This window comes from Oceanobacter sp. ABM4_470 (assembly GCF_056158645.1).
In genome coordinates this window covers 3,674,039-3,698,057 of sequence record NZ_JBSWTR010000001.1, presented here as the reverse complement: position 1 = coordinate 3,698,057, position 24,019 = coordinate 3,674,039, and the positions used below count along the sequence as shown (strand labels likewise).

Below are 24,019 nucleotides of genomic sequence, written 5' to 3'. Positions count from 1 at the left end.
GCTTACCTCTGAAATGAACGTCTACTGTCTTGGTGCCTGAAGATGGCAGCTAATGCAGACTGCTTTAGAGCATCACCATCGTCAAGCACGCTTATATCACGAATGACTGGTTATATTAACAGTATCAAGGGGACATCTGTTCAATCCTGTACGGTTCTCGGCTCTGGCCTCCTGCTTCGCCCTACCTCCTGCATCCATGCAGTCGTGCGCGAGTGTTGCCGCTGTCCAGAGCAAGGCGACGAATGCAGTGGAGTGCCATGTCCTTTCCAGGTTCGTCTACACAGTACCGGTTGGTGGCAACCCGCGCCCTACGGGGGCTGCCGGATGATCTCGACTCTGTGTCGCCGACTTTTGACTTGACCCATCAGGCCTGCAAGTCGGCTTCGTGATTCGAAACCATCCTGTAGCCCAGAGTTAGCACCGGATTAAATAGATGTCCCCTCAAGCCAAACGGCCAAACTCGATCATTCGGGGCAGTTGCTCACGGTAGCCCTGATAGGCATGGTCGCCGCCTTCGGCGATATCGAGCTGACAATCCTGATACAACTCGGCGGCATGCCGATAATCGAGGGTTTCGTCACCGGTTTGCAGCAACACCAGCAGCTTGTCGGGATGGCGCACCCTTTGAACGGCAATGGCAGCGACGTCATTCAGGTGACGCTCGGTGAGCTGGTATTCAACCCCGGTGTGGTAATGGATTACCGGGCCCAGATAGTTACGAAACAGCTCATGGGGGCGCACTGCCGGGTTGATCAGTACCGCTGGCACATCAAAGTCCTGCGCCAGACGAGTGGCGTAAAAGCCGCCCAGCGAGCTACCAATCACCATCACCTTGTCGAACGACTGTTGCAGCTGACGCAGCTGCTGGCGGGCCATGGCAATGGCATCGGTAAATTCAAACGGCAAGGTCGGGATCAACAGGCGCGACTGAGGCTCGTGCTGCTCGAACCAGATGCGGGTTTCCTCGGCCTTGGCCGACTGGGGAGAACTGAGAAAGCCGTGCAGATACAGGCAGCCAATAGGCTGAGGATGCGAACCGTCTTGGTTCAGCGAGGCTGGATTGGACAAGGGATACCTCCGTGAATCAGAGGCTCAGTATCCCTTAACCGAATAATCAACTTCAAACTCGACGTTTTCGACCCGCTGCACTTCGGTATCAATGCTGCCGTCCGGGTTCAGCACCAACCAGCGGTAGCCCGGCCCCTTACGGTCAACCGAAAAATCTTCGCTGTTCGGCTCAAACTGCACACAGGTGGACGGCGACGATAAATAACGCACGCCATTGATCACTTCATCACTGCTCTGGTGAACATGGCCCCACAGCAGACATTTGGCATTGTCGTAGCGCTCGACAATCGCCAGCAGCTCGTCGCAGTTGCGAATACCGATGTTATCGATCCAGCGGCTTCCCATCGGCTTGGGGTGGTGGTGGAAAGTGATCAGGGTATGCAGTTGCGGGGACTGTTGCAGGCTTTGCTCAAGCAATTGCAACTGATCAGCGGCCAGTTCACCGTAAACCTTACCCGGTACCTGACTATTGAGGAGGACGATTTGCCAGTGCTTACCCTTCACCACCCGCGCTTTTTCGCGGCCTGGAGCATCCACCGAGTCCATGTTGGCGGCATCGTCGTGATTGCCCGGCAGCCAGCAACTGGGCGCATCAAGGCGCTGCAGGTGCTGACCCAGCAGTTCATAGGAGGCTGCGGTGCCATCCTGGGACAGGTCACCGGTGATCAATACCAGATCCATATCGGTATGACGTGACGTTACCAGATCGAGCACGCAATTGAGGCTGTGGCTGGTTTGCATTCCCAGCAGGTGGCCGTCTTTACTGGCGGTCAGATGGGTATCCGTCAGCTGCAGCACCTTTAAATGATCGTCGTTGTCCAAATTCAACAAAACCACTCCTTTTGGATTTGCCTCGCCACAGCATCATCCGCGGGTCAAATCTCTTGTTCTTACCGGCCAGTTACCATCCTTGCGGCCTGTTTTCCGCACCTGCTTCGCGACCATCCGCGAATACGGCGTTTTCCAGATGCCCGAATTTCAGGCAATGTTCCAGCCAATCGGCCAGAAAGCGGTTCAGCTGGGTCTTTTCATCCGGCTGATGCATTTTGTCATTAGGGTAATCATAGCGCCCTTCGCGCACGGTTTCGTTCTGGAAACCGACCACTTCTGCCATTCGAGCATCATGGTACATGCGTACCTGCATCACCGGCGGCGCCAACCAACGTCCGGCCTGGTCGCCCTGGGCAACCCGTACCATGGTGGTATAGCGATGTATCTCTTCTATTTTAACGGATAAACGCTGGCCAGAATGGGAGCCACTGCTCACCCTGTAGGTCAGGTTGGTGCCAACCTCGTCGTCTTTCACCAACTTTTGCAATCTGGCGTAATTCGCTTGTCCCAATGCGGACAAAACGGTCAGGTCTGGCACGTAACGTTTTGGCTTACGGGTCATGACTCCACTCTTTCAGACTGGACAGCCAGTCATCCGCCGTATTCGGCGATCAACTCGCTGTGGTGAATTTTCAACCATTGCAGCGCAATGATGCTGGCCGCATTGTTGATGATTCCCTGTTCCATCGCCTTCCAGGCGTCTTCAACTCCCATGCGTATCAGGCGGATATCCTCATGTTCGTGTTCCAGACCATGAATGCCCGCCACCCCGGCGCTGTCCAACAAACCGCAGTAAAGATGAATCTTCTCACTACAGCCACCGGGAGAGGCCCAATAATGGTGAATTGGAAGCAGCTTGTAAAATTCGCAGCCCGCTTCTTCGCGGGTTTCCCGCTCGGCGACGCTTTCGAGGGTTTCTCCTTCCTCGACCATGCCAGCCACCAGCTCGATCAACCAGGGCGAGCGCTGGTCGGCCAACGCACCAATACGAAACTGCTCGGTAAAGATCAGCTCGTTGCGTTTGGGGTCCAGCAACAGTACGCACACGGCTTCGCTACGCTCAAACAACTCGCGGGTAAAAACCGGCGTCCAGCCGCCTTCGTAGGTTTTGTGGCGCAACCGCAAACGGTCGACCCGGAAGAAGCCCTGAAAGCCGACTTCGCGACTTTCCAGTTGCCAGTCGTCGGCACCAAACACCGGCTGATCAATACTCATACTTGATGAATCCATATATCTAAATAAGAATACTTGAATGCATTTGTTGCATTCACTGTTCGGGCCATCGAAACAATGGCGCAACTGGCCCGGGGATTTTTTCTGATAGACTCGATTTCGATTCTATTCAACCGCTTTCAGCACGGGTTTGTAATGAAAAAACTGTTACCTGCACTGCTGGTGATGACCGCCAGTGGCGCCAACGCGACGGACCTTAGCACCATTTACGAACAGGCAGCCAGCAACGACGCCCAGATTGCTGCCGCCCGCGCCACCCGCGAAGCCAACGGCTACAATGTTGCCATTGCCCGCGGTGCCATCCTGCCGCAGGCCCAGGCCAGCTACAGCACCACCAAATACAAGGCCGACGGCGAAAGCGCCAGTGTGGTGGAGTTTATCAATACTGGTAGCGCCACCCCACGCTCCTACGACAGCGAGTACACTGGCCAGCAGTTCCAGATCACCGCTTCCCAGACCCTGTTCAACCTCAACAGCTGGTACACCTATCAGGCCGCCAGGTCTGCCGATAGCGGCTACGCGGCCCAGCTGCAACTGTCCGAACAGGAACTGCTGCTACGCACTGCCCAGGCCTACTTTGATGTACTGCGAGCGGCCGAGAACCTGGCCACTGCCGAAGCCGAAGAAAAAGCCGTCAAACGCTCACTGGAACAAACCCAGCAACGTTATGAAGTCGGCCTGATTGCGATTACCGACGTGCAGGAAGCCCAGGCGACCTACGATCTGACCAACGTTAACCTGTTGACCATGCAGGCCAATCTGGACGTCAGCTACGAAGCCCTCGAAGCCCTCACCGGCCAACGTTACGACGATATTTCGCCGCTCAAGAGCGACGTCACCATGGCCATGCCGGTACCGGCAGCGGTCAGCGAGTGGGTCGACTCCGGTCTTAACAAGTATGCCGGTATTGTGATGGCGCAGTCTGCGAAAGAGTCTGCACGCCTGCAACGCAACGCCACCCGTGCCAATCACTTGCCGACCGTCAGCCTGCAAGCCAGCTACACCCTGGGTGACAGCGCGCCGAGCTACACCAGCTACCCGACCGACGCCAACTCCCGCACCATTGGCCTGAATATTTCCGTGCCACTGCTGGCCGGTGGTTCCATGTACGCCCAGAGCATGCAGTCTGCCAGCAATCTGGCGGTGGCTGATTACCAGCTGGAAAGCCAGCGCCGGACGGTGAAGCAGAACGTTCGCAGCCTCTATCGCCAGCTTCAAACTGCGGTGCAGAACATTGACGCCCGTCGTCAGTCGATCACCTCGGCAGAAACCGCACTGAAAGCGACCCAGACCGGCTACGAAGTGGGTACCCGTAACATTGTTGAAGTTCTGGATGCCCAGCGTCAGCTGTTCTCGGCCCAAAGCCTCTACGCCAACGCCCGCTTTGACTACATCATCAACCTGCTGAACCTGAAGTTCTACGCTGGCACCCTGAATGAAAACGACATCATGGTGCTGAACAGCTGGTTGCAGCCGTCCTGAGCCCGGTCTGGTCTACCGACCAGCCCCTGCTGCAAGACACAAAAAAGCGCCGATTGATGGCGCTTTTTTGTGTCTGTTATTTGCCGCAGCTAGCGCTCGTTAGCCTGTACCAGCATGGCCAGCAGATCGGCCTGGCGGGCCACCGCCCCACGGCTGCGCTCCACTTGCTTCAAACCGGCCTTGCCCATGTTTTCACAGGCGCTGTCGTTGGCCAGCAGGTTAGCCAGATCCAGTTCCAGTTCTTCGACACTGGTGAGCGTCAGGGCGCGGGCGTCAGCCAACTGTTCGACGATTTGCTGGAAGTTGAAGTAGTGCGGCCCCATCAGTACCGGTTTGCCCAGTGCTGCCGGTTCAATCGGGTTATGGCCGCCGCGCTCCACCAGCGAGCCGCCCATCAGCACCACGTCCGATGCCGCCAGATACGCCATCATCTCCCCCATGGAATCGCCAATCACCACCTGTACCAGCTCGTTGACGGGGGTGTCGAGGTTAAATTCAGAACGGCGTTCAACCACAAAGCCATCGTCCATGGCCTGTTGGTAAACACTGTCAAAGCGCTCGGGGTGACGCGGCACCAGCAGTAACAACAAACCGGGAATACGGCTCTGCATACGAGCCAGGCAATCCAGCAACAGACTGTCTTCACCTTCATGGCTGGAAGCCAGAATCAGCACCTTGCGATCCACTCCCCAATGACGACGCCACTGCTGCGCCAGCTCCAGCGACGCCTGATCGACGTTGACGTCAAACTTGATGCTGCCGGTGATTTTCAGTTGCTCGGTGGGCAGTCCCAGCTGCAAAAAGCGGTCACCATCGACCGGATTCTGGCAGGCCACGCAGCTGAGCCGCTGCAGCATGGGCCGGGTAATGGCCGAGAATTTGCGATAGCCCTTGGCCGAACGGGCCGACAGCCGAGCGTTGGCGAGCAGGCTGGGCACCTTGTGGCGGGCACACCAGCGAATCAGGTTGGGCCATAGCTCGGTTTCCATCACCACCAGACAGGCCGGTTTGACCCGTCTTCCGAACAGCCACCAGATCCACGACAGGTCGTACGGCATAAAACTGTGTTCCACCCGATCACCAAACAGGCGCTGAACCTGTTCCGCGCCGGTCGGGGTGGTGCTGGTGACCCACACAACGCGATCCGGGTAACGCTCGATCAAGGCTTCGATCAGGGGTTTGGCCGCCAGGGTTTCCCCCACCGAGACCGCATGAACCCACACCGTACCGGGCTGCTCCATACGTTTGACGAACCCCAGTCGCTCACTCACTCGCGCCCGATATCCCGGGTTCTTGCGACCGCGCCACCACAGCCTGCCAAGCAAGATAGGCAGTAGCAGGGTAAGGAGCAGCGAATAGGCAAATCTGGCCACAGTAAAGATCCGTCGTTTGAGTGGGCCAAAATGGTAGCACACAGGCGCGCTATGCTAGACTGCCGCCTTCATTTTCAAGGCTGCAAACATCGATGGAAGTACAGGTCCCGGATTTCCACACTGCCCGAGTGCTGGTGTGTGGTGATGTGATGCTGGATCGTTATTGGCACGGTCCAACCTCCCGAATTTCGCCGGAAGCTCCGGTACCCGTGGTAAAAATTCACGACAGTGAAAACCGCGCCGGTGGTGCTGGCAACGTGGCGCTGAACATCGCCTGTCTGGGCGCTTCAACCCAGTTGCTGGGCATTACCGGTAAGGACGACAACGGCCAACAGCTGCAATCCTTGCTGCAACAAGCCGGTGTTGAATGCCACTTCCTGCAACATCCGCATCATCCAACCATCACCAAGCTGCGCATCATCAGCCGTCAGCAGCAGTTGATTCGACTGGATTTTGAAGAAGCCTTCCACGCCACCGACCTGACCAGCCTGTACAACGACTTCGACCAGCAAGTCGCCAACGCCGGTGTGGTGATTTTGTCTGACTACGGCAAGGGCTCACTGAGCAACCCGCAGCGACTGATCGAATCCGCCCGCCGCGCCGGTGTACCGGTGCTGGTCGACCCGAAAGGCACCGACTTTGAACGCTACCGTGGCGCCACGCTGATCACACCGAACCTGAGCGAATTTGAAGCCGTGGTCGGCAGCTGTCCGGATGACGATACGCTGGTCACCAAGGGCCAGGCGCTGTTGCAGGACTACGACCTCGAAGCCGTGCTGGTGACGCGCAGCGAAAAAGGCATGACCCTGATTCGCAAGGACCAGACACCGTTCCACCTGCCAACCCGCGCTCGTGAGGTCTACGACGTTACCGGTGCTGGCGATACCGTGATTTCGGTACTGGCGGCGTCATTGGCAGCCGGAGCCTCCATGGAACACGCCACGGCACTGGCCAATACCGGTGCAGGTGTCGTGGTTGGTAAACTGGGGACCGCCACCGTCACCACGGAAGAACTGCGCTCGGAACTGCGCAGCGAAAGCCATCAGGGGGCCGGCGTTTTTGCCGAAGACGCCCTCGCCCAACTGGTGGAAGAGGCCCGTCGTCGCGGTGAAAAACTGGTGATGACCAACGGCTGTTTCGACATCATTCACCCGGGCCATGTGCAGTACCTGAAAGAAGCCAAGGCACTGGGTGACCGGCTGTTGGTGGCAGTGAACACTGACGAATCCGTCGCCCGCCTGAAAGGGCCAACACGGCCGATCAACCCGCTCGATCACCGCATGGCGGTACTGGCTGGGCTGGAGAGCGTCGACTGGGTGGTTCCTTTTGGCGAAGACACCCCGGAGCGCCTGATCTGCCGCTTGCTGCCTGACGTATTGGTCAAAGGCGGCGACTACACCATTGAACAAATCGCTGGCGGCAAGTGTGTGCAACAAAATGGCGGCGACGTCATCGTATTAAGCTTCAAGGACAACTGTTCCACCACCGCCATCGTCAAACGAATTCAGAACGCTGAGGATTAATCCATGATCATTGTTACCGGTGCCGCAGGCTTTATTGGCGCAAACATTGTCAAAACCCTGAACGGCATGGGCCGTACCGACATCATCGTGGTCGACGATCTGAGCAATGGTCGCCAGTTCTACAACCTCAACGACTGCGATATTTTCGACTACCTCGACAAGGATGACTTCATCCAGCGCGTCGCCAACAACGACGGCATCCTCGACGACGTCGAAGTGATTTTCCACGAAGGCGCTTGCTCCGACACCACCGAGTGGGACGGCAAGTACATGATGGAAAACAACTACGAATACTCCAAAACCCTGCTGCACGCCTGTCTGGCCAAGAAAATCCCTTACCTGTACGCCTCCAGCGCGGCGGTATACGGTGGCAGCGCGGTGTTCAAGGAAGAGCGCGAACACGAGCACCCACTGAACGTCTACGGCTACTCCAAGTGGCAATTCGACCAGTACGTGCGTCAGCTGCAAGCCCGCAAGCCTGAGCTGTTCCAGAGCCAGGTGGTGGGTTTCCGCTACTTCAATGTCTACGGCCCGCGTGAACAGCACAAAGGCGGCATGGCGTCGGTGGCGTTCCACTTCAACAACCAGATCAACGACAACGGCATCTGCAAGCTGTTTGGCGGCTACGACGGCTATGAAGCCGGTGAACAACGCCGCGACTTCGTCTTTGTTGGCGACGTGGTGAAGGTCAACCTGTGGTTCTGGAACAACCCGGACAAGTCCGGCATTTTCAACCTTGGCACCGGTCGCTGCCAGAGCTTCAACGACGTTGCCGATGCCGTCATCAGCTGGCACGGCGAACAGGGCACACAAGCCTCGAAGGAATACGTTGAATTCCCCGACAAGCTCAAGGGCGCTTACCAGAGCTTCACCGAAGCCGACATCTCGGCCCTGCGCGAAGCCGGTTACAGCGATGAGTTTGCCGATGTGAAAGCCGGCGTGTACCAGTACATGGACTGGCTGAACAAGTAAGAGAGTCCATCCAACCCGAGCATTCAGACGAAACCATCGCATGTCAGACTCCTCACAAGGCCGAATGCCGCCCAAACAACTGCTGCATCCGCGCTACTGGCCCAACTGGATTGGTGTCGGCCTGCTGGTCGCCACCACCTACCTGCCGTACGCCCTGCAAATGGCCATTGGTAAAACCCTTGGCCTGATCCTGCACAAGGTGGCGCGCAGCCGCCGTCATATTGCCGAAGTGAACATGGATCTGTGTTTCCCGGAAAAATCCGCCGCCGAGCGCGCTGCGCTGGTGCGGCAGATTTTTATCGACAACGGCAAGGGCATGATGGAAACCCTGATTGGCTGGTTCCGGGCACCGGATCATCTGGCTGGCCGCACCCGCTTTCACGGCTTCGACAAACTGCGCAAGGCCCAGGAAGAAGGCAAAGGCGTGTTGTTGCTGGGTGCCCACTATTCGATGCTGGATTTGGCCGGAGCGCTGTTTATTACCCAGCTGCCTGCCAACATCAGCTATCGGCCGCAGGATAACCCGGTGATGAACTGGTTGATGGAGCGTCGCCGGGCGCGACTGTACATCGACTGCTTCACCCGCAAGGACATCCGTGGCTTTATTCGCTGCCTGAAAAAAGGCCAGATTCTGTGGTACGCACAGGATCAGGACTTTGGCCGCAAGAACAGCATCTTTGTGGATTTCTTTGGCATTCCAACGGCGACCATCACCGCCACCTCACGCATCGCCAAAGCCGGTCAGGCCTATGTGATGCCGATGACCTACTTCCGCGCTGAAGACAACAGCTACGACGTCACCATCCACGACCCGTTGCCGATCCCGAGTGGCGACGAAGTGGCTGATGCCGAACTGGCCAACCAGTTTATTGAAAACCAGCTGCGCCAGCACCCGAGCCAATACCTGTGGCTGCACCGCCGCTTCAAGACGCGACCTGAAAAAGGCGAGTCGTTTTACAAGAAGAAGTGATTAGGCTGGAGTCTGGAGTCTGGAGTCCGAGGTCTAGGCGGGGCGCGCAGCCTCTGAGGTCTGGCAAGATTGAGGGAGAGAGCTTGCTCTCGATAAACCATCGGCAGCAAGCTGCCTCCCACAGAATAGGATGGGCACTCGTGCCCATCAGCTTGTGTCAGATGGCAGCCGCTTCGCGTCTTTATCTGACCTACGCGCTCAATGAAGACCAGCCTGTGAACCATGAAAAACCGCGTGTCGGCTACAAAAAAACGCGCATCAAGATGAGCCGTTTTTTTGTGAAAGCGAATAGAACATCACGGCCATGGATGGCCGGATAGCCCGGTTAAGGCATGGATGCCACATCCGGGCGAGTTCGTTGTGAGCAAAAACAACAAACGATTAGCGAATCGGTAGCGCAAAGCGGAGGGGATGGCCTACCGCCGGGGAGAGAAGCTCTCCCCAAGAGGTAAAAACACCGCACGCCAGATAACCACGTGGATAAAAAGCACTTACTCCAGCACCGCGTCAGCGACGCCACTGCGTTTGCCCGCGGCGTCGTACAGCACTTCCTGCTTACTGACCAGTTCACCGAACGGGTTGTATTCAAACAAAAACACTTCCCGGCCACGCGCATCAAACTCCGATGAGCGGCACGGTGCGCCCTGCATGTCGTAGTGCACCCGGTACTTCAGCAACCCATTCTCGAAGGTTTCCGAGCTGAGCTTTTCGTCGGAGTCGTCATAGGCAAACACCGTGGTTTGGCCGCTGACCTTGTCTTCCACTTTCGACACCCGGGCAGCGGACAAATAGTGCACCGAATCCGGGGTTTCAATGCGCAGCCCCTCGTCGGTTTTGCTGACGCTCTGAACATGGCCTGGCACCCCGCCAGCCACCATTTTCTGCACTCGCAGCAGCTTCAATACCCGTTGCAGTTCTTTCATGTCATCGGACACCTGACGCTGGTTATGGCGCAGCGAATCCAGTTCCGACGACACATTGGCCTGTACCTGATCCAGATGCTGGCTCAGCTCGCCGTGACGGCGTTTCATTAGCGCCGACATATGATCCAACGCTTTCTGCCAGTCGTCCGACATCGCCAGTGTGGTGGCCTTGAGGTCATCAACGCTGGCATTCAGCTCTTCATCCACCATCACCACGGGAGCCACCGGCGTTTCCGCCACCGGCTGGTTGGCCTGCTGCGCCAGTTCGCTGGTGATATCGAGCATTGGCTGCATCAGCACGGACAGCTCAGCCAGTTCCTGACTGAGCGACTCATGGCGGCGCTGGAAGGTATCAATATCCAGCTGCTGGCGTTCCAGTGTGCTGACCAACTGCTGGGTTTTACCAGTGCTGTCGTTAATGTCCATCAACTGATGACGCTGGGACTGCAACGAGCGCTGCAGGTCGTTCAGCACCAATGCGGCATCGTCCAGCAGGGTGTGGTTTTCAAAGGCTTTTTCGTAAATCACCTTAAGCTCGCGCAGTGCCACCAGCTGCTGTTCACCCACCGGGGCCAGCGCCTCGGTGAGCCGGTCCGGCAGCATCTGGTCGGCTTGTCGCTGACCATTGATCACCGTGGCAATGGCTTTTTTCAGCACCCCGACTTCACTGTCGAGCTGATGAAAGTGGGCGCTCATGTTCGACAGCATACGCTGGGCCGATTCGCTCATCTTCATCAGTGCGTCGTTGTGATGGGCGAGGTTGCCCTGAATGCTGTCGCGTACCTTGTCGGAGGTTTCACGAAACGCCGCCACCGAGTCGCGGGTGAGGGCTTCGATCAGTTTTTGCTGACGACGGTGATTATCCGACAACAAGTCCTGGATACGGGTGTTGCCGGTTGTGGCTTCGCTGAAGGCCAGCTCCTGCAATTCCAGCGCACGCTGGGACAGGTTGCCATTCACTTGTACGCTGGTGCGGATCTCTTCGCTGTCACGGGCGAGGTTCGAGAGGTTAACTTCAAAGTGATCCTTCACTTCACTGACCATGTTTTCAAGGCTGTCGCGGCTTTCGTTGTCATGCTGATGCTGAGCCTTGGACAGCTCATCCAGACGGCGTTGCAGCTTGCCCACCCGGGCATTGGTCAGAATCAGCAACACCACCACGCACAGCAGGGTCGCGCCTTGCAGGGCCAGAGGAAGTAACTGGCTGATGTCCATGCTTGTCTCCACAAATTGCAGTCACTGCCAACCGGTTTGTCGCGGCGAATTTTGGCGTCCCGGCCAGCATGGAATCGTCAATCGGACAGGAGAAATAATGTAGTCCTGTTGCCGCTGGAACACCAGCGACATGGACAACAATTGGACGTATTAGGGAGAAAAAAGGTGTCTCTGTCCGGCCCGCTGAGCCAGACGGGCCAATCAGGCCGGACGGGTCACACGCAGGAAGGTTTCCTGCAGTACCTGAACGTCGTTGGCAGCCCGGTGACGGCCAATGTTCATTTCGTCCCAGAGCGACTTTTTGGTGTCGTGCCAGGCTTCCATTTGCTCCGGCGTCAGCAACCGGTTGATGGTTTCAAGCCGGAACCGCTGCACCAGCTCGGCTTCTTCAAACAGCCGTCCAAGCCAGCTGCTGTCGAAACTCCAGGCATCGGTGTAGAGGGTTTTGCCACGCAGGGCTTCGTTCAGTTTGAGTGCGGTTTCACGGGCACTGAGGCCATCGCGTTCCAGCAGTTCACGGGAAATGCCGTGCATGGCCTCGGCGTCGTCGCTCCAGTGAACCCAATCCGGTGCCGGGCGCACCAGACAGCTGTGCACCACGCGATCCTCCAGCGCATAGCCGATTTCAATCGGATAGCTGCCAGAACCAAAGCCGGACGCTTCGAGATCAATAATGGCGGGAACCTGTGCCTGCACCGTGTTTACCTGTTCAGTCATTTTCTCATTGTTCAAAGTGTAGCCACTTTTCAGCGTGGCTATGTACCCAAGGCGACATGATTGACAAATTGCCAGTCACAACCGCCCTCGGCACCATGATCGTTTTGCATTGTTGTTCAGCCATGGCCGCGCCCAAGTGGCGCAACTCGCATGACTTCTTCGATGGTGGTCATCCCGGCCGCCACCTTATGGGCTCCGCTCAGTCGCAGACTGTGCATGCCCTCTTTCATTGCTGCCTGACGCAGCTTGATCTGGTCGGTCGCTTCGTTCACCAAAGGCTCCAGACTTTCCGACATCGGCATCACTTCGTAGATGCCCATACGGCCCATATAACCGGTGTTACGACACTCCAGACAGCCGCCGGCAACGTAAACGTATTCGGGGGTTTTCACCAACCAGGGCGCAGTCAGTTGTTTCCAGACCTTTTCATCGGTTTTCTGTTTCTGTTTGCAATGTGGACACAGGGTCCGCACCAGACGCTGCGCCATCACCCCCAACACGCTGGAGCGAATCAGGTAGGCGGGCAATCCCAGTTCCTGCAAACGGGTAAACGCCGACGGCGCATCATTGGTGTGCAGGGTCGACAAAACCAGGTGGCCGGTCAAGGCTGCCTGTACGGCAATTTCGGCCGTTTCCAGATCTCGTACCTCACCCACCATGATGATATCCGGGTCCTGACGCAGTAATGCCCGCACCCCACTGGCAAAGGTCAGGTCGATGCCACTTTGCACCTGCATCTGGTTAAACGACGGTTCGACCATTTCAATCGGATCTTCAATGGTGCAGACGTTCACCTGTGGCGTTGCCAGCTGCTTGAGAGTGGAATACAGCGTGGTCGTTTTACCGGAACCGGTTGGACCGGTGACAAACACGATGCCATGGTTATTGCCCACCATTTGCTGCCAGCGGCGCTGGTCTTCCTTGCCAAAACCCAGTTCGTTAAAGCTGCGCACCAGTACCGACGGGTCGAAAATACGCATCACCATCTTCTCGCCAAAGGCGGTCGGCAAGGTCGACAAACGCAGTTCCACTTCCTCGCCCGCAGGCGTGCGGGTTTTCAGGCGGCTGTCCTGGGGCTTGCGCTTTTCAGCGATGTTCATGCGTCCCAGCGACTTCAATCGCGCCACCACCGCATTGCCCACCTGAGCAGGCAACTCGTACACATTGTGCAGTACCCCGTCGATCCGAAAGCGCACATGGGCAACGTCCCGGCGCGGCTCCAGGTGAATATCACTGGCACGCTGGTCGAAGGCGTATTGCAGCAACCAGTCAACGATGTTGACGATGTGCTCGTCGTTGGCGTCCGGCGCCCGCGCCTTGCCAAGGTCGAGCATGGATTCCAGATTCTGGACCGCACTGCTGCCCTGATGGTCTCCACGGGCCCGACTGACCGAATTGGCCAGCTGGTAGAACTCAACCCGGTAGCGTTCGATGGCGCTGGGCGAACTGATCACCCGTTTCACCATCCGCCGCGAGACGTGCTCAACGTCGGAAATCCAGCCACTGACCTGCGGCTCGGCAGAAGCCACCCACACTTCGTCGGCGGTGACCTTGACCGCCAGAATCCGGTGGCGTTCCGAAAACGCGTAGGACATCACGTCGGTAACCGCACTGACGTCAATTTCGAGCGGATCGATGGCAAAAAACGTTTGCTGATGTTGCTCTGCCAGCCATTCACACAAACGGTCTTCCGTCAGCTGTTTGCCGGGCTGACGGGCGTCGGCCAGATTCTGGCGGGCAATGAAGGTCAGCGGGTGCAGGTCGGCTTCACCGTCCTGTCGACGGGTGCCAAGAGCCTGCTCGTAATCTTCCGGCGTCAGCAGGGCAGACCGGCGCATATCCTCCAATAACCCCGACAGGGTCAGGCGTCGATCTGAGCTGGACTGCATGAATGTTCTCCTGTGACTGCAAGCGGGCCGTCAAGCGGCGGCATCATGGTGTGTTCGCGGCCTGAATACCAACATACCATTGCTGTATTGACGACCATGGCAACCGATCGGTATCCGCTTCTGTATCAGTGTCTATAACGGCTGAGCTTTCCAGCGGATTCTGTGCCAATGTTAGCGCAGCCAGCTGTTGCACCAACTGATCCAGCGCGGGATCAAGGGTCGGAGCAGCGGCTGTCAGCCCCGGGGCAGCGGATTCTGCTGGCTGAGTGTGAAGATTGAATAACAATTCTCCCCACTGCAGTAATTTTTCTGCACCATTTTTGGCCATAGTGTCGGAAACCGCAGCAGATGATGCGGCTGACCTGACGGTCAATGCAATGACCAGCAGTTCAGAAACCAACGCCTGTCCCAATTTGGTCAGTGAAACGGCACCATCGCTGGCCAGCTGGGTCTGTAATCGCTGGCTCAGTGGCAGTAACTTCAGCGCCGCCAGCGCCAGCGAGTCGGTTGCGGTATTCACCGCTGCTTCTTGTGTTGTTTCCGGTGCGGCTTCATGCGCTACGGCCGGTTGCTCGAGCCAGAGACTCTGCTCAAGCGCCCGTTTAATGTGCTCAAAATTGTGCTGCAACGCCGTTAGTAGCCCGGCGCTATCGCACGCGTCGGCCAGCAACTCAGCATCGGCTTTGGGTTGCCAGTCCCGCCCCATGCCAACCAGCGCAAAGCCACGTTCGGCCTTGCTGATATCACTGAGCCACAGCGGCAACGTCTGACACAGCGACTGCGCCAGTGGCCACAGGCACGCGGCATCGCCCTGCAACAATTCCAGCTCCAGTTCGCACAACGGTTGCTGCTGTTCCGCAGCCAGCACCGCTCCGCGATCCATCACCAGTTCAACCCGATGATCACCTTGCTGCCACAGCCAACGACGACGCTCGAAGTTAGTTGCAAACAGCGGAATCAGATCGGCAACGGCAACGTCCTGTGGCCAGCAGGCCTGCACCTCGTCCGAGCCTAACCGCTGTTCGTCGAGCTGCGCCGAAGCCAGCGGCCAGTTCCATTCACGGCGACGGGTAAGGCCGCCCTGGCTGTCGCCACGGGTCTTCAGGGTTTGCTCAAACGAGTCGCCTTTCTGGCGAATACGCAGGGCGCAGGCAGCACGCGACAGTCGCGCATCCGGCGTGTCATAGTAGCTGTTATTCAACGTGAATTGCTGGCTGCTGCCAGCCAGCTGATCCAGCGCCTGGCACAGCAGGTCAGCCTGTTGTGGCTCGAAGCGCAATTTGAGTTCGATTTCGTAGGTCATGGCGCTATTGTCGTGACCCCATACATAGAGCGCAAGCTCAAGGTCCGTGCCGCATGTCGACTTCTGTCAAAAAACTTCCTTCCATCGTCGAATCCATGTCCACCCTGATCAGCCAGAACAGCATCAGCTCGGTCTTGCCGCAGTACGATCGCAGCAATATGGACGTTATCCACAGTCTGGCGCAATGGTTTGAGGCCCTCGGCTTCGAGGTCGACGTGCTGCCCATTGCCGGTGAGCCGGGCAAAGCCAACCTGCTGGCGACCATGGGTAAGGGCGATGGCGGTCTGGTGCTTAGCGGCCACACCGATACCGTGCCTTGCAACCCGGAAAAATGGACCTCCGATCCGTTTACCCTGACCGAGCGAGATGGCAAGTATTACGGCCTGGGCACCTGCGACATGAAGGGCTTTTTCTCGCTGGTAATCGAAGCCGTACAGGCGTTCAAGGCCGGCGACTTCAAACAACCATTGATGGTGCTGGCCACCGCCGATGAAGAAAGCTCCATGACCGGTGCGCGGGCGCTGGCGGAACAGGGCAAGGTCAAAGGCCGCTACGCCGTCGTCGGCGAGCCGACCAGCTTGCGCCCAATCCGCATGCACAAGGGCATCATCATGGAAACCGTGCGCCTGACCGGTAAGGCCGGGCACTCGTCCAACCCGGATCTGGGCATTAACAGTATTGATGCCATGCACGATGTGATTGGCGAATTGCGCAGTCTGCGCGGCGAGCTGCAGCGCAACTACAGCAACGCCCACTTTGCTGTGTCGGTGCCAACCCTGAACCTCGGCTGTATTCACGGTGGCGATAACCCCAACCGTATTTGTGGCAGCTGCGAACTGGCGTTCGACTTACGCGCCCTGCCCGGCATGAGCAACGACGATCTACGTGAACAAATCCGTCAGCGACTGAACCCGATCGCCGAGCAAAACAAGGTCGAGTTTGAACTGGAAACCCTGTTCCCGGGCGTAGAACCATTCGAAACCGCCAAAACCAGCGCGTTGGTCGAAGCCGCCGAACGCCTCACCGGCTACCAGAGCGAAGCCGTCGCCTTTGCCACCGAAGCGCCGTTTTTGCAGGCACTGGGCTTTGAAACCATCGTGCTGGGGCCGGGCAGTATTGATCAGGCCCATCAGGTGGATGAGTTCATTGCCATCGACCAGATCGAACCTTGCGTCGAGCTGCTGCGCTCGCTGATTCAGCGTTTCTGCGTTGACGCCAGCTGAGTAACCACATCACACCGACCGCTGGGCTTGCGGTCGGTGTGGCAAACACTGGTGACGAACCACGCTGCGTGATTAAATTCAGGCCAGTTTTTAACCCACACCAACATGAGAACCCGAGTTGAGCACTGACACCACCGCGTATGTGCAGTGGTTTCGCCAGTCATCCCCTTACATCAATGCCCACCGGGGCAAGACGTTTGTGGTGATGTTTGAAGGCGACGCCATCGCACATCCCAATTTCACCAATGTGGTACAAGACATCGCCCTGCTGAACAGCCTTGGCGTGCGTCTGGTACTGATCCATGGCGCCCGTCCACAGATCAACACCGCATTGCGACGACTGGGAGCCAAAAGCGCGTTTCACAACGACCTGCGCATTACCGATGCCCAGGCGCTGACGGCCGTGAAAGCGGCGGTGGGGTATGTCAAAGCCGACGTTGAATCGCACATGTCGGTCGGTTTGCCCAATACGCCGATGCACGGTGCCCGCATGCGGGTGGTGAGTGGTAATTTTGTGACTGCACGGCCTCTGGGCGTGATTGACGGCGTCGACTTCCAGCACACCGGCGAAGTACGCCGTATTGATCATGCTGCCATTACGGACCTGCTCAGTGCCGGTAACGTGGTGCTGCTGTCCTGTTTGGGCTATTCGCCATCCGGCGAGGTGTTCAACCTCGCGGTGGAAGACGTTGCCCAGCAAGCAGCAATCAGCCTGCGGGCCGACAAACTGATTTTGATGGGCGGTCATGACGGCCTCGCAGACAACGGCGAAACCCTGCATGAAGTCACCTGTGGCGAACTGCAACAGTACCTCGGCCAATTCGACGGCGAAGCCCGTCACCATGCCGAAGCGGCGCTGAAAGCCGTTCTTGCCGGAGTGCCCCGTGCCCACCTGGTCAGCTACCTCAACGACGGCGCCATGCTGGAAGAGCTGTTCACCCGTGAAGGCAAGGGCACCATGGTGACCCAGGACCCCTACGACCAGCTGCGCTCTGCCCGCATTGAAGACGTCGGTGGCATTCTGGAACTGCTGAAACCATTGGAAGACGCCGGCATTCTGGTGCGCCGCTCGCGCGAGCTGCTGGAAACCGAAATCAGCCGCTTCCACGTGATTGAACGCGACGGCATGATCACCGCCTGTGCGGCCCTGTACCCATACTCCGAAGACCGTGCTGAATTGGCTTGTGTCGCTGTTCACCCGAGCTATCGGGGTGGCAGTCGCGGCCGTCAGTTGCTGGAGCTGGTCGAGCAGGAAGCCCGTCGCCGTCAGTACAAACAGCTGTTTATCCTCACCACCCGCACCGCCCACTGGTTCATAGAACAGGGCTTTGTTGCGGGTGCAGTGACTGACCTGCCGGAAGAACGCCAGAAGCTCTACAACTTCCAGCGTAACTCCAAGGTGTTTTTGAAAAACCTTTCCTGAACGGCTGCTTCATTCCTGTATCAGCGTTTCGGAATTACATAACGCGCCTCAAGATGAGCCAATCTGAACAAGAACGCATCGGGCGATAGGCCATGGATGGCCGCTCAGGCCAGTTGAGGCATGGATGCCGAATCTGGCCGGCCCGCAAGACGTTCGAAGTGAAGATTGATCAGCGAATCGGAAGCGCAAAGCAGAGGGGTTGGCGGCCGCCGGGGAGAGAAGTTCTCCCCAAGAGGCAACCATTGACGCCTGTGCTTTCAATAAAACGGTTAGCTATCCATGAAAGCCAGTGAATGGTTTCTGCTGCATTTTGAAATCCACCGCCGCTCCGACGCATGGGGCATGATCCAGGTATTCGACGACGGTAACAAACGCTACCTCAGCTTTGGTACTGCCGACGAACAAAGCTGCCAGCTGAAACACAACCCGCTGCAACTGCAACACGACTACAGCCGCGCCATGCTGGCCAGCCTGCTGATGTTTGGCGAGCAAGCGCCCCGCCGCATGACCATGCTCGGGTTGGGCGGCGGCTCTTTGCCCCACACCGTGCATGAACTACTGCCCGACTGTCATATCAACGTCGCTGAACTGCGACCCGCCGTGGTGCAGGTGGCACGGCAGTATTTTCAGCTGCCACGCAGTCCGCGGCTGCACATCCATAGCGGCGATGCCGGTGCTTGGCTCGACGACGCCGAAGCAGACCAGTGCGACTGGCTGATGTCGGACCTGTTTTTGTCCGACGGACTCGACCAGCAGCAACTGCAAACGCACTTTCTCGATCGCTGTCATCGCCACCTCAAGCCAGCGGGCTGGCTGGTGCTGAACCTGTGGCGCGAACACCGTGATCAGGCCGACTGGCTGAATCACCTGAAGCGCCAATTCGATCAGGTACTGCACGCCACCACCAAAGACGGCAACTGGATCGTCTGGGCCCGCAAAGCCGACAGTGTCGACCATGCCGATGGAACATCTGCCACGCTGACGGAGTCCGACGCAAAACAGCAAGCCAAACATTGGTCTGCCAGCGTCGGCTTTAATCTCTGGCAAAGCGCTCGGCCGTTCTTCAAGCACCGCCAGAAACGGCCGAAATCGCTTTGATCATCGGCGCTGCTGGTTTCCATCTCGGAAACTGACAATCACTGACAAATTGCTGTCGTATTTTTGCCTTTGCAACGGGTCTGTAGAACACTCTGAGTACACTTGAAAATCAGGCGCAAACGCCCTGCCAGAGGGCGTTTCAGCGGCGACGGATCGCGGATTTCCTCTTCCCCAATGGCCGTCCGTTGCAAACGCAGAGGCAACCAGAGTTAACATCGCGTTAACCCGTTTTTAACCACAAAACAGCAACAATCAAACCATAATATCGGCAAATAACCCATTTTTGATGACAATTTGTTTCAAAAAAGAAACCAATCCCGGTTATTTGTACCACCCAATTTTTGCCCCCATCGACAGAGGACCTGCCCAATGAAAGCCCTCATCCGTTCCATCGCCGGTCTTGCTGTTGTCACAGCGCTGGCGGGCTGCCAATCGGAATCTGCGGATTCCGCCGCCGCCCAACAGGCGCGCCCGGCTACCGAAGTCAGCTACGTTGAAATCCAGCCCCAAAGCGTCAGTCTTACCAGTGAGCTGAAAGGCCGCACGGTAGCGTCGAAAAGTTCCGAAATTCGCCCTCAGGTCGGTGGCATCGTCAAGCAGCGACTGTTTGAAGAAGGCAGCGAAGTGCAAGCCGGTGATGTGTTGTATCAGATTGATCCGGCCACCTATCAGGCTGACCTGCAAACCGCCAAAGCGACCCTGAAAAGTGCCGAGGCTTCGCTGGAGTCGGCCCGTCTGACTGACGAACGTTATGCGGGGCTGGTAAAGATTCAGGGCATCTCGCAACAGGAAGCCGATGACGCCCACGCCAGCTGGCTGGAAGCCCAAGCCGACCTCGAAAGCGCCAAGGCGGCGCTGCAAACCGCTCAAATCAATCTTGGTTACACCAAGGTCAGCGCACCGATTTCCGGCCGCATTGGTTTGTCTTCCGTAACGCCGGGAGCATTGGTCTCCGCCTCGCAAGATACCGCGCTGGCCACCATCAGCACCATGGACCCTATGTACGTCGATATGACCCAGTCCTCCAGCGACCAGCTGAAACTGCGTAAGCTGCTGAAGCAGTCCGGTATTGAAGGCGGCAACGCCGACGTCAGCCTGGTATTGGAAGACGGTTCGACCTACGACTATCAGGGCAAGATGAAAGTCCGCGAAGTGGCCGTCGATGAAGACACCGGCTCCGTTACCCTGCGCGCTGAATTCCCGAACCCGGATGGCGTGCTACTGCCGGGCATGTTTGTGCGTGCCGTGGTGGAAGACGCCGTCAACCAGAACGCTATTCTGGTACCGCAGCAGGGCATCGCCCACGACTCCATGGGCAACGCCACCGCACTGGTGGTAGACGCCAACAACAAGGTTGAGAAACGTACCGTCAAAACCGACCGCGCCATCAAGAATCAGTGGTTGATTTCCTCGGGCCTTGAATCCGGTGACAAGCTGATTGTGGAAGGTACCAGCAAGGTATCCGAAGGCGCCGAAGTGAAGCCTGTAAAAGTGAGCGTGCAGAAAGATGGCTCGATCAAACTCGGGATTACGGGTCAAAACGACGATCAGGCCCCCTCACTGGCAAGTGACGAGTCTTCCGTTAATCAGGTTGCGGGAGAAGGCTAAGTCATGATCGCCAATTTCTTTATCAATCGACCCGTCTTTGCATGGGTGATCTCGATCATCATCATGCTGTTTGGTTTGCAGTCGATCCTGTCGCTGCCGATCGCCCAGTATCCGGACGTTGCGCCGCCGACCGTACGCATCAGTGCCACCTACACCGGTGCCTCGGCAGAAACCGTTGAAAACAGCGTTACCCAGATCATTGAACAGCAGCTGACCGGCCTCGATGGCCTGTTGTACTTCAGCTCCTCCAGCTCGTCCTCAGGTTCTGCCAGCATCAATGTGACCTTTGAGCAAGGTACCGACCCGGACATTGCCCAGGTTCAGGTACAGAACAAGGTCTCGCAGATTACCTCGCGCCTGCCCGACGCAGTGCAGGATAACGGCGTCACCGTTGAGTCCTCCCAAACCTCGTTCCTGCTAATCGCTTCCATCTATGACAAGAACGATCAGGCCGAAGGCTACGACATCTCCGACTACATCGCCTCCAACCTGCAGGACAGCATTGCTCGTATTACCGGTGTCGGCAGTACTCAGGTGTTTGGTGCCGAATATGCCATGCGTATCTGGCTCGACCCGGTCAAATTGGCCAACTACGACCTGATGACCTCCGATGTCACCTCCGCCATTCAAGCCCAGAACACCCAGATTGCTGCCGGTAATATCGGCGCCCAGCCAGCACCGGACTGGCAGGAACTGAACGCCACCGTCACTGCGCAATCGATGCTGCAAACCGCCGATCAATTCCGCGACATCATTCTGAAAAGCGACAGCAGCGGCGCGCTGGTAACCCTGGGCGATGTGGCTGAAGTCGAACGCGGCAGTGAAAGCTACAGCTACGAAGCCCGCCTCAATGGCCACCCGGCTTCCGGTATGGCAGTGATGCTGGCTCCCGGTGCCAATGCACTGGATACCGCCACCGCAGTGAAAGAAGCGTTCGCCGACATCAAGAAGAACCTGCCTGACGGCTGGGATATCGCTTACCCGAAAGACTCCACCGACTTCATCAAGATCTCCATTGAAGAAGTGGAACACACCCTGTTTGAAGCCATCATTCTGGTGATCGCGGTGATCTACCTGTTCCTCGGTAGCTGGCGCGCCACGCTGGTACCTGCCGTCGCCGTACCCGTGGTATTGCTGGGCACCTTCGGGGTACTGGAAATCTTCGACTACTCCATCAACACCCTGACCATGCTGGCACTGGTGCTGTCGATTGGTTTGTTGGTGGACGACGCCATCGTGGTGGTCGAAAACGTCGAGCGGGTGATGGCCGAGAAAGGCTTGTCGGCCCGTAAGGCAACCATCGAATCAATGAAGGAAATCAGCTCGGCACTGGTTGGTATCGCCGTGGTACTGTCGGCGGTATTCCTGCCGATGGCTTTCTTCGGTGGTTCTACCGGGGTGATCTATCGTCAGTTCTCGGTGACCATCGTGTCGTCGATGATCCTGTCGGTGATTGTGGCCCTGACACTGACGCCGACCCTGTGTGCCACGCTGCTTAAAGCAGGTTCCGGTGAACACGGCCAACAGCGTGGCTTCTTTGGCTGGTTCAACCGCAAGTTCGACGCCATGACCAACAAGTATCAGGGCGGTGTGGCCAGCTTTGTGCGCAAGCCACTGCGCTGGATGATCGTCTACGGCGCCATTGTTGGTGTTCTGGGTTACTCACTGGTGCAGCTGCCAACCGGCTTCCTGCCTTCTGAAGACCAGGCCGAAACCATGGCGATGTTCAACCTGCCAACCGGTGCCTCTCTGAAACGTACCTCCGACGTTGCCCGCGAGATCGAGGATTACTACCTCAACAACGAGAAAGACAACGTCAACAACGTTTTCACCATTTCCGGTTTCAGCTTCTCGGGTACCGGCCAGAATACCGGTATGGCGTTCGTTTCCCTGAAAGACTGGGATGAGCGTACCGCCGAAGAAGACTCTGCCAGCGCCATTTCCAACCGCGCCACCATGAACCTGTCGTCGATTCGTGACGCCAGCTTCTTCGCCATGTCGCCACCCGCGATTCATGGCATGGGCCAGAGCAACGGCTTCACCTACGAGCTGCAAGCCACCGCCGGCACCAGCCGTGACGAACTGCTGCAGTTCAAGAATCAGCTGATGCAAAACGCTCAGCAAAGCGACAAGGTCACCGGCATGCGCATGGGCTCACTGAGCGATACGCCGCAGTTGCGCGTCAACATTGATCAAGCCAAGGCAGTATCACTGGATGTTGGTCTGTCGGATGTTTCCAGCACCCTGTCGACCGCCTGGGCAGGCAGCTATGTGAATGACTTTATCGACAACGGCCGGGTCAAGAAGGTGTACGTGCAAGGTGCCGGTGAATATCGCTCCAAGCCAGACGACCTGCAGTACTGGTTCGTTCGTGGTGGTGATAACGAAATGACGCCGTTCTCTTCCTTCGCCTCTGTCAGCTGGGATTCCGGCCCACAGACCCTCAGCCGCTACAACGGTCTGGCGTCTTATGAAATTCAGGGTTCGGCCGCCAACGGCATGAGTTCCGGCGACGCTATGGATGAGATGGAAGCACTCACCAATGACCTTGGTGAAGGTGTCACCGGCTCCTGGAGCGGCTTGTCCTATCAGGAACGCCTGGCCGGTGGTCAATCCACCATGCTGTACGGTATTTCGATTCTGGTGGTGTTCCTGGCGTTGGCCGCCCTGTATGAAAGCTGGTCGGTACCGTTTGCGGTGATTCTGGTGGTGCCTCTGGGCGTACTGGGTGCGGTGCTGGCAGCCACGTTCCGAGGTCTGGAAAACGACATCTACTTTCAGGTAGCACTGTTGACCACCATTGGTCTGGCTTCCAAGAACGCCATTCTGATTGTGGAATTCGCAGAAGACTTCTACATGAAAGGCAAAGGCCTGATTGAATCAGCGGTAGAAGCAGCCTTTATGCGCTTACGCCCGATTCTGATGACCTCGCTGGCGTTTATCTTCGGTACCTTGCCACTGGCGCTGTCGAGCGGCGCTGGCGCTAACAGCCGTATCTCGATTGGTACCGGTATCGTCGGTGGTACCTTCACTGCCACCGTACTGGCGATCTTCTTTGTACCGCTGTTCTTCGTTCTGGTGCGCGGCCTGTTCCCGGCCCGCAAGCGCCATGATGAAGACGACGACGACAACACAACCACCACTGATCCGGTTCAACAGGCCTGAGAC

At 57.4% G+C, this 24,019-nt stretch carries 18 protein-coding genes; 9 read left to right on the top strand and 9 right to left on the bottom strand.

What is annotated here, in order from left to right; all coding sequences use genetic code 11:
* Positions 1-441: 441 nt before the first annotated feature.
* The 4 genes from ACXADJ_RS16350 to ACXADJ_RS16335 form a co-directional block, all read right to left on the bottom strand.
* Positions 442-1,068 carry a YqiA/YcfP family alpha/beta fold hydrolase gene (locus ACXADJ_RS16350; RefSeq protein WP_475067887.1) on the bottom strand — a complete coding sequence of 209 codons (627 nt, stop codon included), beginning with the start codon at positions 1,066-1,068 and terminating at the stop codon, positions 442-444.
* Between the two features lie 24 nt (positions 1,069-1,092).
* Complete coding sequence (gene cpdA / locus ACXADJ_RS16345; RefSeq protein ID WP_475067884.1) at positions 1,093-1,899, bottom strand: 3',5'-cyclic-AMP phosphodiesterase; 807 nt, start codon at positions 1,897-1,899, stop codon at positions 1,093-1,095.
* A gap of 70 nt (positions 1,900-1,969) precedes the next feature.
* Positions 1,970-2,461, bottom strand: coding sequence for a DUF1249 domain-containing protein (locus ACXADJ_RS16340; RefSeq protein ID WP_051218793.1), 492 nt, complete (start codon positions 2,459-2,461; stop codon positions 1,970-1,972).
* 29 nt (positions 2,462-2,490) lie between these two features.
* Complete coding sequence (locus tag ACXADJ_RS16335; RefSeq protein WP_475067880.1) at positions 2,491-3,114, bottom strand: NUDIX domain-containing protein; 624 nt, start codon at positions 3,112-3,114, stop codon at positions 2,491-2,493.
* Positions 3,115-3,267: 153 nt separating this feature from the next.
* Between ACXADJ_RS16335 and ACXADJ_RS16330 the strand changes: the two genes are divergently transcribed.
* The gene (locus ACXADJ_RS16330; protein WP_036533716.1) at positions 3,268-4,614 is read left to right on the top strand and encodes a TolC family outer membrane protein; all 1,347 of its coding nucleotides are present in this window, start codon (positions 3,268-3,270) and stop codon (positions 4,612-4,614) included.
* 89 nt (positions 4,615-4,703) lie between these two features.
* Here ACXADJ_RS16330 and waaA read toward each other — a convergent pair whose 3' ends face one another.
* Positions 4,704-5,987 carry a lipid IV(A) 3-deoxy-D-manno-octulosonic acid transferase gene (gene waaA / locus ACXADJ_RS16325; RefSeq protein WP_475067877.1) on the bottom strand — a complete coding sequence of 428 codons (1,284 nt, stop codon included), beginning with the start codon at positions 5,985-5,987 and terminating at the stop codon, positions 4,704-4,706.
* A 92-nt stretch (positions 5,988-6,079) separates the two neighbouring features.
* Between waaA and hldE the strand changes: the two genes are divergently transcribed.
* The 3 genes from hldE to lpxL are packed head-to-tail and all read left to right on the top strand — an operon-like array spanning position 6,080 to position 9,452.
* Complete coding sequence (gene hldE, locus ACXADJ_RS16320; RefSeq protein ID WP_475067875.1) at positions 6,080-7,510, top strand: bifunctional D-glycero-beta-D-manno-heptose-7-phosphate kinase/D-glycero-beta-D-manno-heptose 1-phosphate adenylyltransferase HldE; 1,431 nt, start codon at positions 6,080-6,082, stop codon at positions 7,508-7,510.
* 3 nt (positions 7,511-7,513) lie between these two features.
* Positions 7,514-8,482 carry an ADP-glyceromanno-heptose 6-epimerase gene (rfaD, locus tag ACXADJ_RS16315; RefSeq protein WP_475067874.1) on the top strand — a complete coding sequence of 323 codons (969 nt, stop codon included), beginning with the start codon at positions 7,514-7,516 and terminating at the stop codon, positions 8,480-8,482.
* 40 nt (positions 8,483-8,522) lie between these two features.
* Positions 8,523-9,452 (top strand): LpxL/LpxP family Kdo(2)-lipid IV(A) lauroyl/palmitoleoyl acyltransferase, encoded by a 930-nt coding sequence (lpxL, locus tag ACXADJ_RS16310; RefSeq protein WP_475067872.1) that lies wholly within the window; start codon positions 8,523-8,525, stop codon positions 9,450-9,452.
* A gap of 491 nt (positions 9,453-9,943) precedes the next feature.
* On the opposite strand, the gene ACXADJ_RS16305 is transcribed toward lpxL, so the two are convergent.
* The 4 genes from ACXADJ_RS16305 to ACXADJ_RS16290 form a co-directional block, all read right to left on the bottom strand.
* Complete coding sequence (locus ACXADJ_RS16305) at positions 9,944-11,590, bottom strand: hypothetical protein (RefSeq protein ID WP_475067870.1); 1,647 nt, start codon at positions 11,588-11,590, stop codon at positions 9,944-9,946.
* A gap of 201 nt (positions 11,591-11,791) precedes the next feature.
* Positions 11,792-12,307 (bottom strand): hypothetical protein, encoded by a 516-nt coding sequence (locus tag ACXADJ_RS16300; RefSeq protein ID WP_051218794.1) that lies wholly within the window; start codon positions 12,305-12,307, stop codon positions 11,792-11,794.
* A gap of 116 nt (positions 12,308-12,423) precedes the next feature.
* A complete protein-coding gene (tfpB, locus tag ACXADJ_RS16295; protein WP_475067868.1) occupies positions 12,424-14,196 on the bottom strand; it encodes a type IV pilus assembly ATPase TfpB in 1,773 nt (590 codons plus the stop codon).
* 43 nt (positions 14,197-14,239) lie between these two features.
* The gene (locus ACXADJ_RS16290; protein WP_475067866.1) at positions 14,240-15,499 is read right to left on the bottom strand and encodes a CYTH domain-containing protein; all 1,260 of its coding nucleotides are present in this window, start codon (positions 15,497-15,499) and stop codon (positions 14,240-14,242) included.
* 53 nt (positions 15,500-15,552) lie between these two features.
* On the opposite strand from ACXADJ_RS16290, the gene argE reads away from it, so the two are divergent.
* The 5 genes from argE to ACXADJ_RS16265 all read left to right on the top strand — a co-directional run bounded on the left by argE (position 15,553) and on the right by ACXADJ_RS16265 (position 24,016).
* Complete coding sequence (argE, locus tag ACXADJ_RS16285) at positions 15,553-16,722, top strand: acetylornithine deacetylase (protein WP_475067864.1); 1,170 nt, start codon at positions 15,553-15,555, stop codon at positions 16,720-16,722.
* 118 nt (positions 16,723-16,840) lie between these two features.
* On the top strand, positions 16,841-18,145 hold the full coding sequence (argA, locus tag ACXADJ_RS16280; protein WP_475067862.1) for an amino-acid N-acetyltransferase: 1,305 nt from the start codon (positions 16,841-16,843) through the stop codon (positions 18,143-18,145).
* Positions 18,146-18,424: 279 nt separating this feature from the next.
* The gene (locus tag ACXADJ_RS16275) at positions 18,425-19,243 is read left to right on the top strand and encodes a spermidine synthase (RefSeq protein WP_475067860.1); all 819 of its coding nucleotides are present in this window, start codon (positions 18,425-18,427) and stop codon (positions 19,241-19,243) included.
* 369 nt (positions 19,244-19,612) lie between these two features.
* Entirely contained in the window at positions 19,613-20,851 is a 1,239-nt protein-coding gene (locus tag ACXADJ_RS16270) for an efflux RND transporter periplasmic adaptor subunit (protein WP_475067858.1), read from the top strand.
* 3 nt (positions 20,852-20,854) lie between these two features.
* The gene (locus tag ACXADJ_RS16265) at positions 20,855-24,016 is read left to right on the top strand and encodes an efflux RND transporter permease subunit (protein WP_475067856.1); all 3,162 of its coding nucleotides are present in this window, start codon (positions 20,855-20,857) and stop codon (positions 24,014-24,016) included.
* Positions 24,017-24,019 lie beyond the last annotated feature (3 nt).